At 37.7% G+C, this 14,712-nt stretch carries 17 protein-coding genes; 6 read left to right on the top strand and 11 right to left on the bottom strand.

Going from position 1 to position 14,712, the window contains the following annotated elements; all coding sequences use genetic code 11:
• Positions 1 to 111: 111 nt before the first annotated feature.
• Positions 112 to 483: a hypothetical protein gene (locus tag ACP2AF_RS06360; RefSeq protein ID WP_425235397.1), complete on the bottom strand. Its 372-nt coding sequence runs from the start codon at positions 481 to 483 to the stop codon at positions 112 to 114.
• A gap of 273 nt (positions 484 to 756) precedes the next feature.
• Between ACP2AF_RS06360 and ACP2AF_RS06365 the strand changes: the two genes are divergently transcribed.
• Complete coding sequence (locus ACP2AF_RS06365) at positions 757 to 1,194, top strand: hypothetical protein (protein ID WP_425235398.1); 438 nt, start codon at positions 757 to 759, stop codon at positions 1,192 to 1,194.
• A complete protein-coding gene (locus tag ACP2AF_RS06370; RefSeq protein WP_425235399.1) occupies positions 1,191 to 1,883 on the top strand; it encodes a hypothetical protein in 693 nt (230 codons plus the stop codon). The genes ACP2AF_RS06365 and ACP2AF_RS06370 overlap by 4 nt, the downstream gene beginning before the upstream one ends.
• A gap of 517 nt (positions 1,884 to 2,400) precedes the next feature.
• Here ACP2AF_RS06370 and ACP2AF_RS06375 read toward each other — a convergent pair.
• From ACP2AF_RS06375 to ACP2AF_RS06400, 6 genes are all read right to left on the bottom strand, one after another.
• Positions 2,401 to 2,715 carry a YdhR family protein gene (locus ACP2AF_RS06375; RefSeq protein ID WP_425235400.1) on the bottom strand — a complete coding sequence of 105 codons (315 nt, stop codon included), beginning with the start codon at positions 2,713 to 2,715 and terminating at the stop codon, positions 2,401 to 2,403.
• 99 nt (positions 2,716 to 2,814) lie between these two features.
• Complete coding sequence (locus ACP2AF_RS06380; RefSeq protein WP_425235401.1) at positions 2,815 to 3,684, bottom strand: helix-turn-helix domain-containing protein; 870 nt, start codon at positions 3,682 to 3,684, stop codon at positions 2,815 to 2,817.
• 70 nt (positions 3,685 to 3,754) lie between these two features.
• The gene (locus ACP2AF_RS06385) at positions 3,755 to 4,132 is read right to left on the bottom strand and encodes a DUF2200 domain-containing protein (protein ID WP_425235402.1); all 378 of its coding nucleotides are present in this window, start codon (positions 4,130 to 4,132) and stop codon (positions 3,755 to 3,757) included.
• A 321-nt stretch (positions 4,133 to 4,453) separates the two neighbouring features.
• Positions 4,454 to 4,942 (bottom strand): CPBP family intramembrane glutamic endopeptidase, encoded by a 489-nt coding sequence (locus ACP2AF_RS06390; protein WP_425235403.1) that lies wholly within the window; start codon positions 4,940 to 4,942, stop codon positions 4,454 to 4,456.
• Between the two features lie 434 nt (positions 4,943 to 5,376).
• Positions 5,377 to 5,874, bottom strand: a complete 498-nt coding sequence (locus tag ACP2AF_RS06395; RefSeq protein WP_425235404.1) for a helix-turn-helix domain-containing protein — start codon at positions 5,872 to 5,874, stop codon at positions 5,377 to 5,379.
• 666 nt (positions 5,875 to 6,540) lie between these two features.
• Positions 6,541 to 7,026: a hypothetical protein gene (locus tag ACP2AF_RS06400; RefSeq protein WP_425235405.1), complete on the bottom strand. Its 486-nt coding sequence runs from the start codon at positions 7,024 to 7,026 to the stop codon at positions 6,541 to 6,543.
• A 330-nt stretch (positions 7,027 to 7,356) separates the two neighbouring features.
• Here ACP2AF_RS06400 and ACP2AF_RS06405 point away from each other — a divergent pair, with 330 nt between their 5' ends.
• From ACP2AF_RS06405 to ACP2AF_RS06415, 3 genes are all read left to right on the top strand, one after another.
• Complete coding sequence (locus ACP2AF_RS06405) at positions 7,357 to 7,812, top strand: helix-turn-helix domain-containing protein (RefSeq protein ID WP_425235406.1); 456 nt, start codon at positions 7,357 to 7,359, stop codon at positions 7,810 to 7,812.
• Positions 7,802 to 8,365 (top strand): PIN domain-containing protein, encoded by a 564-nt coding sequence (locus ACP2AF_RS06410; protein ID WP_425235407.1) that lies wholly within the window; start codon positions 7,802 to 7,804, stop codon positions 8,363 to 8,365. Before ACP2AF_RS06405 ends, ACP2AF_RS06410 begins: the two co-directional genes overlap by 11 nt.
• 137 nt (positions 8,366 to 8,502) lie before the next feature.
• Positions 8,503 to 10,128, top strand: coding sequence for an IS1182 family transposase (locus ACP2AF_RS06415; protein ID WP_425238011.1), 1,626 nt, complete (start codon positions 8,503 to 8,505; stop codon positions 10,126 to 10,128).
• A 43-nt stretch (positions 10,129 to 10,171) separates the two neighbouring features.
• On the opposite strand, the gene ACP2AF_RS06420 is transcribed toward ACP2AF_RS06415, so the two are convergent.
• The 4 genes from ACP2AF_RS06420 to xerA all read right to left on the bottom strand — a co-directional run bounded on the left by ACP2AF_RS06420 (position 10,172) and on the right by xerA (position 14,169).
• The gene (locus ACP2AF_RS06420) at positions 10,172 to 10,660 is read right to left on the bottom strand and encodes a hypothetical protein (RefSeq protein ID WP_425235408.1); all 489 of its coding nucleotides are present in this window, start codon (positions 10,658 to 10,660) and stop codon (positions 10,172 to 10,174) included.
• Between the two features lie 168 nt (positions 10,661 to 10,828).
• Positions 10,829 to 11,290 carry a hypothetical protein gene (locus ACP2AF_RS06425; protein ID WP_425235409.1) on the bottom strand — a complete coding sequence of 154 codons (462 nt, stop codon included), beginning with the start codon at positions 11,288 to 11,290 and terminating at the stop codon, positions 10,829 to 10,831.
• Between the two features lie 3 nt (positions 11,291 to 11,293).
• On the bottom strand, positions 11,294 to 11,647 hold the full coding sequence (locus tag ACP2AF_RS06430; protein ID WP_425235410.1) for a hypothetical protein: 354 nt from the start codon (positions 11,645 to 11,647) through the stop codon (positions 11,294 to 11,296).
• A gap of 1,394 nt (positions 11,648 to 13,041) precedes the next feature.
• Positions 13,042 to 14,169: a site-specific tyrosine recombinase/integron integrase gene (gene xerA / locus ACP2AF_RS06435; protein WP_425235411.1), complete on the bottom strand. Its 1,128-nt coding sequence runs from the start codon at positions 14,167 to 14,169 to the stop codon at positions 13,042 to 13,044.
• A 96-nt stretch (positions 14,170 to 14,265) separates the two neighbouring features.
• Between xerA and ACP2AF_RS06440 the strand changes: the two genes are divergently transcribed.
• Complete coding sequence (locus ACP2AF_RS06440) at positions 14,266 to 14,643, top strand: hypothetical protein (RefSeq protein ID WP_425235412.1); 378 nt, start codon at positions 14,266 to 14,268, stop codon at positions 14,641 to 14,643.
• The last annotated feature ends 69 nt before the right edge of the window (positions 14,644 to 14,712 follow it).

Genomic DNA, 14,712 nt, shown 5'->3' on the forward strand with positions numbered 1-14,712 from the left:
TAATCAGCTACTACGGTTTGTAGTGATTCCCGCCTGTACGAAGCACTATCGGGTCATCATTGGTGCCTCCTTCTATTCCGCATATGGACGAAAGGGAAGGGATACACCTATTTATTCCCTTGTATAAGTTATCACTTTGTCCTCAAATCCAAAACTAGATCGACTTTCGAAATCTATGGTCAGTTCGTCTTGGGTCACGGAATATTTGTGATTTGTTGGTGCTACCGCAATAAAAAGCTTTCCACTATAAATAATTTGGATCGAGTCCTTGGATTGTAATTCATAATCATAATGATCGTTTTGCATAAATCCGTTCGATTTGTAAAAATCGTTGGCGGTCCTAAAGTCCAGGGTGTCGCTCTTGTCCAATGATATCCAAACTCCCAATTCAATTGGGGTTGGGTCATCTCCATCTTTTGAACACCCGTTCAAAACCAAGATTGCTATTATACTAAGGGCCAAATACATAACTTTCCTTTTCATTTGATTTTTTTTAGCAATGTTACACTTTGTACAATTTTATCTCCTATTACTCTAGATGGGGGGATTGCCATTTGGTTGTGTCCGGTTTGTACTTTGATGAAAATTATGTACGAAATTAACGTATCAAGACTTGTTTTTTAATCCGGTTCTTTGGTGGCTGCCAGGATTTTGATAGTTACGACATAGCATTCCGATATCCAATTTGTAATTTTATTTAGAATTTATCTAAATAATTTTTATTGCCAAGTTTTCCTGTGTATTTTTGATTCCCTAATGCAAAACGATCAAGGCAAATCCCAATACTTAGGTTTAAAACGGATTCTTTTAGCTGCTTTCGTATTTATGACGGTCGGTACTGTTCTGGAATTGTATCTGCTAGATCATTATGAAGGAGCGCAACAATTGATTCCGATCCTTTGTATAGGCAGCTCAATTTTAATTCTATGTATTCTTTTTTTTCGAAGAACGAATATGACCTTAAAACTGTTTAAATTAGTTTTGGTGTTAACGGCCCTGAGTGGGGTTTACGGCGCTTTTTTGCATCTTCGAGCCAATTATGAATTTGAACAAGAGATGAAACCCACGGCAGGTGGTTGGGATCTTTTTGTAGAAAGTTTATCTGGAGCCCTACCTGCACTCGCACCCTTTAGCATGATCGTGTTGGCATTGATCGGTTATTCATATGTAATACTTATAAAACAAGAACGATGAGAAAATTTGGAAAATTAATTGTAGTGCTCGCGTTGGTCGGAACGGTAATGGTATCCTGTAAAGAATCAAAAGGGAAGGATGCGTCTAAAGAAACCACGGTTGAAGGATCTGATACCGGCACCAGTGAAAAAGCGGAAAATTTGGAAACCAAAGTAGTTTTGAACGCCAACCTTGCCACTGAGGCCGATTTAAACGGAATAGGGCTTTCAAAAGAAATGGTTGCCCAAATTTTGGATAAAAGACCTTTTTTGAGAATGAACGATTTTGATGCCCTGGTCGGTGATGAAACTAAGGAGGAACTCTACAAAAAAGTGTTTGTCCCCTTTAATTTGAATACCACTGCCGAGGCGGATTTTAAGATGATACCAGGTGTTGGTGACCGTATGGCTCATGAATTTGAAGAGTACCGGCCATACACCAGCATACAGCAATTTAGAAGGGAAATTGGAAAATATGTGGATGAGGAAGAGGTATCCCGCTATGAAAATTATGTATTTGTGCCGGTAGAATTGAATTCCGCCACGGAAGATGATATCAAGGCCTTACCAGGAGTAGGGAACCGTATGGCCCATGAATTTGAGGAATACCGGCCGTATACAAGTATGGCGCAGTTTAGAAAGGAAATTGGCAAGTATGTGGATGATAAGGAACTTATAAGGCTGGAAAGACTTGTTTATTTAAAGGAATAAGTTTTCTAAAACAGTTGTATGGCATAGGCAACATAAGAACCGCTTTCACCTGTACAATATTAGTGGTCTTAATTTCCTTGATCTACTGGTTGTTGATGTGTTCCAAAATGTATCATTCCGCCATTTTCGTATCAATTCCTGACGCCAATTCCGCAACGATTCTAGAAGGATACAAGGTTTGAATCAAAGCATGGGCAGTAGCATCATTTGGGTCATTATAGTTGGGAACCAATACTTTGTATTGGATTAATAACCTTTGGTCTATTTGAATGGAATTGAATCGGGTTGTATGTGGGTCCCTTTGCTGTCAATGTTTTCAAAACATCCTTTTTTATTCTGGGTTTTGTAGGTGTACCACCCAAACCATTTAGGTTGATTCTGTATTTCATGTATTTTCAAAACCTAATACTTATAGGGTTAATCTATTGGAGGGCTTAATTCATTTTTTCTAGTGCTAGATTGAATTTCCAAAAAGAAAACCGGTCATTACTGCGATCCATGACCGGTTTTTCGGGTTTTAAGACAAGACTGTTTCGTTCAATACAATGGCCATGTCGTATTCTTCAACCCTAAGGGTCTCCGGGATAACACCATAGCGTTCAGGTATTTTAGCTGCCAATTCTGAAGTCCAGAATGCACCTCTTGAACTTTTTGTTTCAAATAAATAGATACCACTGATTGCACCTGTAGTTTCCTCGGCTATGTAATACTTCTCTATAAGCCCAGGAACATCTCTAAATACATTCAAATCTTCATTGCAAACTTGCATTAACTTTTCTTGGCTATGCGAAGAGTTGAATTTTACTGATAGTACCGCTGTAGCTCTTTTCATTGTTTTTAATTTTAAATGATTAATAATTACAGCGACAAAAGTATTTATGATAAAGGCCCTTTAGATAGGCTAAAAAGTCTTAAAAATGGACTTTAAGGTTTATGTATCTTTTTGCAGATTACGATACTTTAAGGGGGTTGTATTATATTTTTGCTTAAAAACACGTATAAAGTGGGATGGGTCTTCAAAGCCACTTTCAAAGGACAGTTGATTAATAGGAAGATCGGTGTTTAAAAGATGGTGAAGTGCCAAATCTAACTTGCGTTGTTTAAGCCAGAGTCCGGGCGTTATTTTATAATGATCTTTGAATGCCTTTTTGAATTTTGATAAACTCATATGACAAAGTTTTGCATAATCTTCAATCTTTAGATTATAGCCAAAATTTTCTTCCATTATACGTGTCATGTGATAAGTTTGATCCTGACATAAGGAAACTAAATAATCAGCTAAATCCTGATGGTCCTTACTTACGCATAGGCTTAACAACAATTCTTCAAACTTTAATTTTATCAATTGACTGCTAGGCTTTTGATCTAAGGTGAGATACGAAGATATAGATTCACGATAATTTTCTAACAATTGATTCGACTTCACCCTTAAGACAGCATCTTGATTAGACAGTTGTTTCTGTGATGCATTTAAAAAAGAAGTGTTTTTTGAGAAGAATGTCTTAATGAAATCATCAGGGATAAAAAAGAAAATTGCACAAAACTCATCCTCAAAAAACTGATGCGTAAGGTTAGCTCCTTTTTTTATAAAAAGAATATCGCCTTTTTCAACTTCATAGTCATGGTATATGGTTCTCCACATTTTTTTGCCGGACAAAACAAAGGCAAAATAGTTACTATCTGACCAGATTCCGAATTTGGTTTCCTCTTGGACACAGGTGTACTCTACAAACAACAATTCGTTAGCCTCTAACTTAATAAAGTCGTCACTCTGTTTTATAAAAGAATATAAATTTACCATGTTATACGTATTGCTATCGTATTCGCTAAACTGCGTTTTAATGCAATTTAGGTTTTGTTGGCACCAGTTTCTACTTTTTTGCCTCGCGCAAAATTTTCTCCATTTTACGACCTCTTGCCAATTCGTCAATCAGCTTTTCCAAACGTCTGCATTGCCTATACAATTCAAATTCATCCTCTATTTCTTCAATTCGATAACCACAAACGACGCCTTTAATCAGGTTTGCGTTTGGGTGTATTTTAGCTTTTTGAAAAAATGTTCTAAAGGTGGCTTTTGCATCAATAAGTTCCTGCAGGGCATTTTGATCAAAACCGGTAAACCATTTAATTACTTGGTTGAGTTCTTCCTTTGTCCTACCATTTTTTTCCAATCTATTTAGATAAAGTGGATAAATGGATGCAAATATCATGTTGGCAACCTTTTCATTTTTTTCGGCGGTAACTTTCATTTTATTTCGAATTGATTAGTGCTAACGGTTTTGTGTAGAATCAATGGAATGGTTTGGCACTTAAATTAGCAAATAAATCATATATAGAAAGTTTGCAAGGATTTTAGTAAGTAGGCTTTCAGGGGTAATTGGTCTTATTCCAGGTAGCTAGTTTTATTCTATAATGCTATTCTCGAATATTTTTTTGGATATCCATGGATTTCCTAGAGCGAAGTTAATTTCCTGATTTCATTACATCATAAACAGATAATCTGTTGTTCCCAGTATTTTTCAATGCGTCTTTGATCAGTTTTTAGTTTGAAGAAATTCATTTTTATAGCACTAAGGGATATCAATATTTACTTGGTTGAATTTTCCTTTGAGAACAACCATAATAGCCACTAAAAAGTATACAAAGCATACCATTAAATACTGACCACCTAATTCTATTGGGAAAGACCAATTGGTAAGCAACTCTGGTGTAATTGGAACCTCGGAATCCCTTGGAAAAAAACTTACAATGCTGAGTGAGGCGTTTGAAATGGCATGAAATCCAACAGCAAAAAGCATACTCCCCCCAGATTTGTTATAGAGCCAGTTAAAAATGAATGTCCAAGGAAAAATAAAGGCAATTACATAAATAAATGGAACATTATGTATTCCTTGTCCCATCCAGTAGGTAGGTAAATGCCAAAGTAAATGAACTATAGCTAAAATAAGTGAAGCCAAGATAGGAGAGAAATGACGTTGCAATCTTGGTAGTGCAAAACCTCTCCAACCTAGTTCTTCCCCAAAACCAGCAATAAGAAAAGAGGGAATTATTGAACCCAACCAATACGAAATAGGAAGTATTGCGGGGGATAGATCACCAAAATAAAATATTTGCCATAATGAGCGTCCAGTGAAATGGACCGATGCCGGAAGTAATAACAACAATAGCCACCAATACCACTTTATTTTGATACGTTTAAACCGACCTAATAATTGAAAAATCCCTTTTTTCTTGTAAAAGCAACCTGTAAGGATTATTGATGTTATGGAGGGTGCCCAAATACCTAGTAAGGTAATCAATAGAATGTCCGTTTGATGGCCAAGGAAAAACAATGCCCATGATAATCCATAGGTCAAAGCAAAAAATAGGACAAGCTGCCGTTTGGAGTTCTCTTCTGTAGCGTTCATAGATTGATGAATTTTCTACAAACCTAAATTTCAAGGGTAAATACAACAAAGCAACTATTTGCTATATCATGATATAGCACAAAATGCTATTTCAGATGAAGTTTTTGAAATTCTTTTGGGGTTAGCCCGGCGTGTGTCTTAAAAAGATAATTGAATCTACTGCTGGACTTAAATCCGGATTCTTGAGCTATTCCGAAGATGGTAAGGTTTTTATTGTTTGAATCCGCCAATCGTTTCTTCACCTCGTCAAAACGAAATTTAAAGACATACTCTGAAAAGCTCATATGTAGATTTTGGTTAATTATTTGTGAGATATATTTTGGGTTAATATCGACATATTGGGAGAATGTTTTGAGGGTTAAACTTTTCTGAAGATATAGTTTGTCATCTTTCATAGCCGCTTCGATGTTAGCGAGATATTCTTTTGATTTTTCTTCTGAGATGTGTGAAGTTCTGTATTTTCTGGGCGTAATACCAAAATCATGGGTACTATTCATTTCTTTATAAGCCAAGTAAAAAATGGGTACGACCAATAATGATGTGAAACTTTGAAGCACGTTGTTCGGGACAATTTTAATTCCCATCGCCTCAAGTATGTATAAACTAAAATTGATTGTTATCAATATGGCGAACACAATGATAGATGGTAAAATCCAATTGTAATATTGCCTGGCTTTTATGTAATGATCAATACAGTATTTTATGGACAGTAACAGATAGACACTCATTTGGGTGAAAGCTACAAATGGGATAATTTCCGTGAACCGCTTCCACTCAAAAAAAAGATCAATCCCAGCTAGAATTATAAAAGGGAATGTGTTTGAATAAATTAGGCGATTTTCTGACTTCCTATCATTATAAATTACATATACGTATAAAACAGGACCTATAAACCACATTAAATTGTTCGAAATATCTTGTAATGGGAAGTTTTGAAGATAGATTCCTATAAGATTTAGATAGGTGTTCAATGCAATTGTAGCAAATGAAAAACACAAGAATGCAATCAATCTATTTAACGTCCTAATTCCCTTTGATTTCAAAATGAAATGGAAACAAAGAAACAATGCTTGCACGGCAATTATTAGATTTAGTATGGCAAGAATTTCTATGGTCATTGGTTCCTTCTTCTAATAAACGTTTTGTTATGGTTTAGATATTCCTTTGCTCCAACTTTGTTCAAATGCTCCTACCATGGGTTCAACGTTCATTTGGGGATGCCGGTAAACTACAATAAATTATAGCAAATGTTATTTATTTTTAATTTCCGATAAGCTTGGTTTAAATTCAAGTTGTGTGTCTTTGAACCAATTTGTTTCAATCTTAACCCAAATCATTTCTCTCCGTTTCTTTTTTGTTTCCAGTTCAACTATTCTATAATAAGTATGTTCGTATTGAACAGCTCCATTAGTGATCATTGGTTTCCCGATGGTTACTTCAAATTTTTTAAAGCGGCCTACTTTGAAAAGTCCGTTTTCATTTAGATTCCCCGTTTCAATTCCATCTTCGTCAAACCCTTTTTCAAGTCGGAAAAGTTTAATCAATCTGTCCGTTTGAAAAAGCAGTACATAAGCAATTAGCAAAGTGATTACTAGGTAAATTAAACTTACTCTCAAGCTAAAGGAATAAAATCCATCTAAGAATGACATGTTCGGTATTAGCTGGAACAACGAATTAACGAAACAATAAATTCCTAAAGTTTTTATGACAACTCTAAATAAATCTGTTTTAGTCATTTATATGCTTTTTAAAAATGTTGGGTAACGGTTTAGCTACGAACAGTACGGGGGCAAACTAGCGTTTGCTTTCTGCCACGCACTTAGCGAAATCTTTTTGCCTGCCTGTCGGCGAGGCAGGTTTTGTTTTTTCTTTTTTTAGTGTCAAAGCGAAATCCCAAAGATTTCGCTGGCTTCATAAAATTACGCAAACCTCCGCGCTTAAAACCTAAGCCCGTATTGTTTATAGGTTTTGTTGGCAATAGTTTTTTTGTCAATTTTAACATAACCAATGCAAGCTTGTTTCGTTTATTTCGTTTATTATTGTAAAGTCTAATAACCGTCAAGATAATGGAAACTTATAAAAACATAAAACGACCTTCGAAAGAAGAACAAGAACTTGCAATGCAATCATATGATGCTTTGGCATCTGTCCTGGAGCAGCTTAAATCTGAAAATCCCGAAATTGAGATTGAAGAAACAAAGGAAAAGATTAAAATTCCATTGAGGGTTTTAAAACTGTTAGCTAAAATTTTAAAAGTGACAAGTCAGGGTAATCCAATTTCTATTGTTCCAATAGCGACGGAAATGACTACACAAGCTGCTGCGGAGTTTTTGGGTTGTTCTAGACCACATTTGGTAAAGCTACTAGAAGAAGGTAAAATTCCGTTTGCTAAAGTTGGAAAACATCGAAGAGTTAAGTTTGAAGATATTGTTGCGTACAAGGAAGAAATGAAATCTAATCAAGAACAGCTTTTGATGGATATTATGAAGTCAGATGAAGAGTTAGGGTTGTATGATTCATAGTGTCCGGTTTAAATGTGTCTTAGATACAAACATTATCTATCCAATTGAAATAAGAGATTTACTATTTTGGTTTGCTTACTTTGAATTGTTTACCCCAAAATGGAGTAATCATATTTTTGATGAATGGGAAAAAGTAATGAAGAATAAAGGAGTCGGGGAGGATGAAATAAAGAAGAGAACAAATCGGGCAAATCTTGCATTTCCTGACGCTTTGGTTACCAACTATGAACCATTAATCGAAACTTTGGAACTCCCTGATTCCAAGGATAGGCATGTAATGGCCGCAGCTATTAAGACCAATGCGAATGTTATAGTAACCAATAACCTTAAGGATTTTCCAAAGGAATATTTGTCTAGATTTGGGTTGTCTGCTAAATCCGCTGATGACTTTATTACTGATATAATTGATTTGAATCACGAAAAAGCAGTACAAGCATTTAAGAAACTAGTCTTAAATAGACGAAATCCAGATTTAGACGAATATGAAGTTCTAGATGTATTGAGAAAAAATGGACTTAAAGAATCTGCCGACTATCTCCATTCCTTGATTTGATAAATTATTGCCAACGTTCCGTGTATGGTGCGTATCCCGAAGGGTATGCACTATACACCTTGTGCCTGTTGCACAAGTTAACCAAAAAAGAGTGCAATAGATCTTGACATGGGACTATAATGGTTGTAGTTTTAGGTATGCAAGGCAAAAAACAGTGTCAAGAAAAGCTCTTCAACAGTTTTCAAATGAGCGAACGCGTACCGAAAGATAATTTCTACCGTCGCTTGAAAGGGTCATTGGACCTCGATTTTCTCTATTCCCGGACCAAAGGGTATTATGGCACAAGCGGCCAAAAGAGCATCGACCCGGTGGTGTTCTTCAAGTTCTGTTTGGTGGGCTATTTGGAGGACATCATCAGTGACCGCAAACTTATTTCCCATTGTTCGATGCGATTGGACATCCTTTTCTTTTTGGGTTACGATATCGATGAGGAGCTTCCCTGGCACAGTACCATAAGCCGCACGCGTCAATTGTTCCCGGAATCGGTGTTCGAAGCAGTGTTCACCAAGGTGTTTTCCCTTTGTGTGGAAAAGGGCATGGTCAGTGGCCATACCCAGGTGACCGATAGTGCCCCGGTGAAGGCCAACGCAAGTATGGAAAGTCTGGAGCTAAAAGTCCCTGCCGATGAGTTGGATGCCCATTTGAAAAAGATACGCCATATCAGCGCCATGGACAGAGAAGCCCCTAGGCGCAAGAGCAAGGACGACAAGGCCGAATGCGGCCAAAAGCGCATAACGGCCAACGAGCGGGAACTACAAGCGATAAAGGGCCGCAACAGGAAATGGGCAAAGGACCAAGATCAACGCCCGGGTGCGGGCAACAAAGGTTCAAAGTACACCAGTAACAAAACACATTACAGCCCCACCGACCCGGATGCCCGTATAAGCGTAAAACCCGGCAAGGCGAGAAAGCTCAACTATTGCGCCCAGTTAACGGTGGACACCGCCCATCACGTGATCAGTGATATCGGTGCCCATCACGCCGATGGCAAGGACAACCAACACCTGCCCGACATCGTCAAGCGCGTCGGCAGAAGACTTTGGCGGGCTGGGCTGTTATGGGAACACTGTGTTGCCGATACGGGCTACAGCAGTGGCGAGAACTATGCTTTTCTGGAAGCACTTGGCCTTAGGAGTTACATACCGCCCCACGGTACCTACAAGGGTGGCCCCGATGGGTTCACCTATGCTGGCGAAAACGACCATTACCTATGCCCGAAAGGCAGGGTCATCCCCTTCACCAAAGTGTTCAACGACCACCGTACGGGCACCAAGAAAAAGGAATACCGCGCCAGTAAAAAGGTGTGCTTGGATTGCCCCATCCGTCGCCAATGTTTGGGCAAGAGCGCCCAAGAGAAGAAATTCAGCGTCACCTACTACCGGGCGGAATATGAACGCAACAACCAACGCATAAAGACTCCCTTGGGCAGGTATCTGAAAGGCAAACGCCAGAGTACGGTAGAACCCGTTTTAGGTACCCTGACCCAGTTCATGGGACTAAGGAAGATAAACACCACAGGTCTGGCACAGGCCAACAAGTGCATGCACCTCTCGGCCATGGCCTATAACCTCAAAAAATACCTGGGGTTCATTGAAAAACGGACGAAAAGTGGGGCAAATGCCCTTTGCTTTCTTGAAACGGCAATGACAACCTTGATAAGGCCATTTTTAGCCCCTGGGGCACTTTTGATTTTCAATGATCGTAACCGGACATCAACAAAAAAGCCCTGTAAAAGGGCTTATTCCAAGTTGATTCTTCTATGATCAAAGGCTTGTGCAACGGTTACCGTTGTTACCTGTAGTGCTTTTATTTTTCATTCATTAGTTTATTCAGTCGTGGTTGTAAAATCCAAATTCCAATTGTGAATAAGTAGATTAAAAATATTTCTAAAATTAAGTCAGTTGTTTTGTGTTCAGTTTTTGATTCAGCTCGTTTTAGAGTTTTTGCTGAAAAAATCACAATTTTAGTGATAGCTACAAGTCCGATAATTCCAGCCAAAGCAATAATCCAGGAGTCAATTCTGTCGTAAGATTGAGTTAGCATATCTCGAACATTAAGTCCGAATGGAATTAATGAAGTCAGATATAAAATCCACCAAATTTTCATTTCGTTATTCAATTCCACGTTTTTATTCAGAACCTTACCAATTGAATAAATCCAACCAAGAAAAAGTCCGATGTACAGACCGAATGATAAAAACCATAAGTCCGATTTTATGAAAATAACCATTTGAATTGTTCCGACAATCCAAATTAAAAAAATTTGCCAATGTTTTAATTTAAGAAAAATGTTCATTTAGAGTTCGTGGGTTTGCGGCATTACAGGTAACGGTCTCGTATAACCGTCAGTTACGGTTTTTTAAGTTAGTATTTTTCGGTTTGGCACATAACTCTCAATTGCGAGTGGATTCAGACGTAGTCTAATCCGCCGTAATTGCGGTTATACTTTGTTAGGCACTAGTTTTTAATCCCAACCATTATTTTCATTAGTCCAATCAAAAAGAAAACATACGTGTTCAAGTTCATTTATTGCTTTCCAAAGTATTCTCTTGTTTTTCGAAAGCCCTCCTTGTACATTTAATTTATTCATCATTCCATTCATAAGTGCCTCATTCGCTAGAATTTCATGTGCTATATGATTTCTTGAATCCTTAACTCCTTTGAGTAGAGCGATGAAGTCTTCTCTCAATCCTTTTCTTTCAAGTTCAACTCTAGTTTTCCCAAGAGTCCATCTTTCCATATCGTCAAGGTTTCCTCCAAATTTCTCTTCATATAACTTTTTCAGTCCAAACTCAAGTAATTGTGCCATTCCCATATACATAGCGTATTGCTCAATAAAACTCAAGTTTTCATATTTCTTTAGTCCTTTTTGAGTTCCTTCTCTAATTTGTTCAGTGTTTAGGCGTGGTGGTTTTTCTTCACTCATTTTTTATCTGTAATCTGGTAAATCATTCCACTTATCAAGCATTTTAGCAAAAAAGTTAGCGGAATAAGTCGATTCGTAATTCAGTCCTAGATTTCCAACTTCTAAGTCTCCAAACATAGAAACTATGATTTCAATTTGGTCAGAGTTTAAATCAATTAGAAAAAAGTCAGTTTCTGTACTATTCGGTTGGTTGTGCAATTCGGGCTTTTGAATTTTGTTTTCCTTTATTATTCGGTCAATTTCAGATTCAAGTTCGGTCAATTTGTTAATTCCGAGTTGCTTTTTAGTTTCTTTTAGCGTTCCAAAATCAAGTACGTTTCCTTCTTTCGTTATTCTATTATATTCTTGTGTTCGCATTTTTGGTCAACTTGTGCCTAACGGTCCGGGTATGCGACGTGCTGCCCTTTTCCCGTTTTCCAATATCGGTATCTATTCGCCGTAAATCAACTTCATTCTCAATCAAGATCCCTTTTGTCATCGGGCAGCATGATCGCATACGCTTTGTTGGCAGACGTACCACTTGCCCTAAATCTTATTCTCGTCTATTCTTTTCGGAATCAATTTTTGTTTATAAATCGGTTATTGTTCGCCAAGATGAAATATCATTCACCTAAATATCTGTTTTCACAAATCGGAATGCATTTCCATTCAGTATGTTATTCGCCGATATAAAAAGTAGTTCGTACAAAACGCTGTTTTCAAGCATTAGGATTTGTTCACACTCAGGTTATTATTCGCCGACAAGAATGTCATTCACTCAAATATCTGTTTTCGCAAATCGGGAACTATTCTTAATCAGGATATCATTCGCCGAAATCTCATTATTCAACCCACCATAAAGTGTTTTCTAAGAAATGTATCTGTTCACACAAATGATGTCCATCAAGCCCAAAATTTGTTCTTCAAATAATTCATCTCTTTACCTAAATCGCGATCTTATTCTTGAATAGCTAACCCTATCCGATTATGGCTGCCAACGGGCCGGGTATGCGACGTGCTGCCCTTTTCCATTTTTCAATATCGGTATCTATTCGCCGAATATCAACTCTATTCACAATCAAGATCTAATTCGTAATACAGGCAGCATGATCGCATACGCTTTGTTGCCTGATGTGCCCTAGGGCCTTCCGAAGGATCTATCCGTTTTCAATCTCAAATAGAATTACATCTGTTTTTCACATTCATGATTTCCCGACGAAGAATAATCAATCACATTTCAATCCCAAATAGAATTACATCTGTTTTTTACATTCATGATTTCCCGACGAAGAATGATCAATCACATTTCAATCCCAAATAGAATTTCAACTGTCTTTCACATTCATGATTTCCCGACGAAGAATGATCAATCACATTTCAATCCCAAATAGAATTTCAACTGTCTTTCACATTCATGATTTCCCGACGAAGAATGATCAATCACATTTCAATCCCAAATAGAATTTCAACTGTCTTTCACATTCATGATTTCCCGACGAAGAATGATCAATCACATTTCAATCCCAAATAGAATTTCAACTGTCTTTCACATTCATGATTTCCCGACGAAGAAAGTCAATCACATTTCAATCCCAAATAGAATTTCATCTGTTTTTCACATTCATGATTTCCCGACGAAGAATGATCAATCCATTTTCAATCTTATCTATTTCTTCAACCTGATTTACCTTATTTTATACCCAATGTCCCTGCATGTCAGGCAACGTAGGAGTATAGATCGTTAATGATCTATACATCTTTTATATGTGGAACTAAGATAAGAGATCTTTTATGCTATTGAAGGAGGTTTCCGCTACATGGGTGTATATTTCCGTTGTCTTCGTAGAATTATGCCCCAATAATAGCTGAATGTGCCGTATATCCAAACCATCCTCCAGTAAATGAGTGGCGAAACTATGCCTGAGCATATGCGGCGTTACCCTCTTGTAGATACCAGATCTGCGAGCGGCCTCAGAGATAATCTTTACTACGCTAGATGCCGTATACGGTCTGTTTCGAGGTCCTTCGAACAGATAATCCTTGGGTTTGTACGCTACATAGTAGGATCTTAGACTTCGTAACAGGGTTGGACTTAGCACCGTCATCCTGTCCTTATTGCCCTTAGCGGATTGGACACGAATAAGCATGCGATTGCTGTCTATATCCCCTAATTTAAGGCTTAACAACTCACTTCTCCTAAGACCGGCAGAGTATAACAGCGAAATAATGCAACGATGTTTTAGGTTGTTGGTATTATCTATCATGGCGAGAATTTCCGCTCTCGAAAGTACCTTGGGCAATGGTGTCGATTTTCTAGGTCGCTCAAGGTCATAAAATCTATTGGGCATTCCCATGACTGTTTCGAAGTAGAATTTAATGCTGTTTACGGTTTGGTTCAAATAGGAGGGGGAACGTCCATCACGAGATAGCTTCTGAAGATATTGCCTTACTTCCTTCTCATTAATATCTTCCGGATTTATAGGATGGTAATGGTTGAGGAAGCACTCAAAATGATGCACATAGGTTTTAACGGTATTCTCGGCGTATTTTTTTATTTCTAGCTTATCCAAGTATTCATCCGGGCACCGTTTAATATCCTTCCCCAAAGTGCGGGTCCGATACCAATCAACGTTTTTCGGCCTATCGGCGTTTAATTCATTTTTAGATTCGAAAAAATAGTTGCCGTTTATCCAGACCTCTCCCCTAAAGGTGTTGAAGATGATTCCTAAGTTAGTCTTGTTGTTCTCAACATGGTACATGCCGAACTCATCGGACCAAGACACATGAGGAAGTTTCTCCACAAGAGCCTGTACGACCCTGTCGGATTTGAACTGAAGCCCAATATGCTTTCTATTGGAAATCAACAAATGCTTTAAAGTAATACTCCGTCCCTTGAACATGATGGTTTTTTTTGTCAATTTCAATAATAAAAATGATTTAATCGTATCTTAATCGAATAATGTTCGCATACACATTTGACTAATTTTTAAAACATAATGAGAATACAAAAGGAATGTCTCTATTGTGGAAAGGAGCTAATGGGTCGTACCGATAAGAAATACTGTGACCTACATTGCAAAAGTGCCTATCAATACCAAAAAACAAAGGAAAGGCCCGAAAGGTTTTATAACAAAGTGGATAATCAGTTGCGCCTAAACCGTAAATTGTTGAAAGCCTACAACAAAGCGGGCACGTCCATAGTAAGGGCGCAAGTGCTTCTGGATTTGGGCTTTGATCCCAGATTCTTCACCCATTATTGGAAGAATAAAAAAAGTGATATATACTTGTTTGTCTATGAATTCGGCTATCTTAAGAAGACGGAAAACGGAAAGGAAAAATACATTATGGTCACTTGGCAGGATTATATGGGATAAGTGCCTTGTCCTAAACATAGTAGTGGTTACTGCAAGTTAGGTTCTCATCATCATGCCCTCCCAGAAACG

Source organism: Ulvibacterium sp. (assembly GCF_965248315.1).
Taxonomy (GTDB): Bacteria; Bacteroidota; Bacteroidia; order Flavobacteriales; family Flavobacteriaceae; genus Ulvibacterium.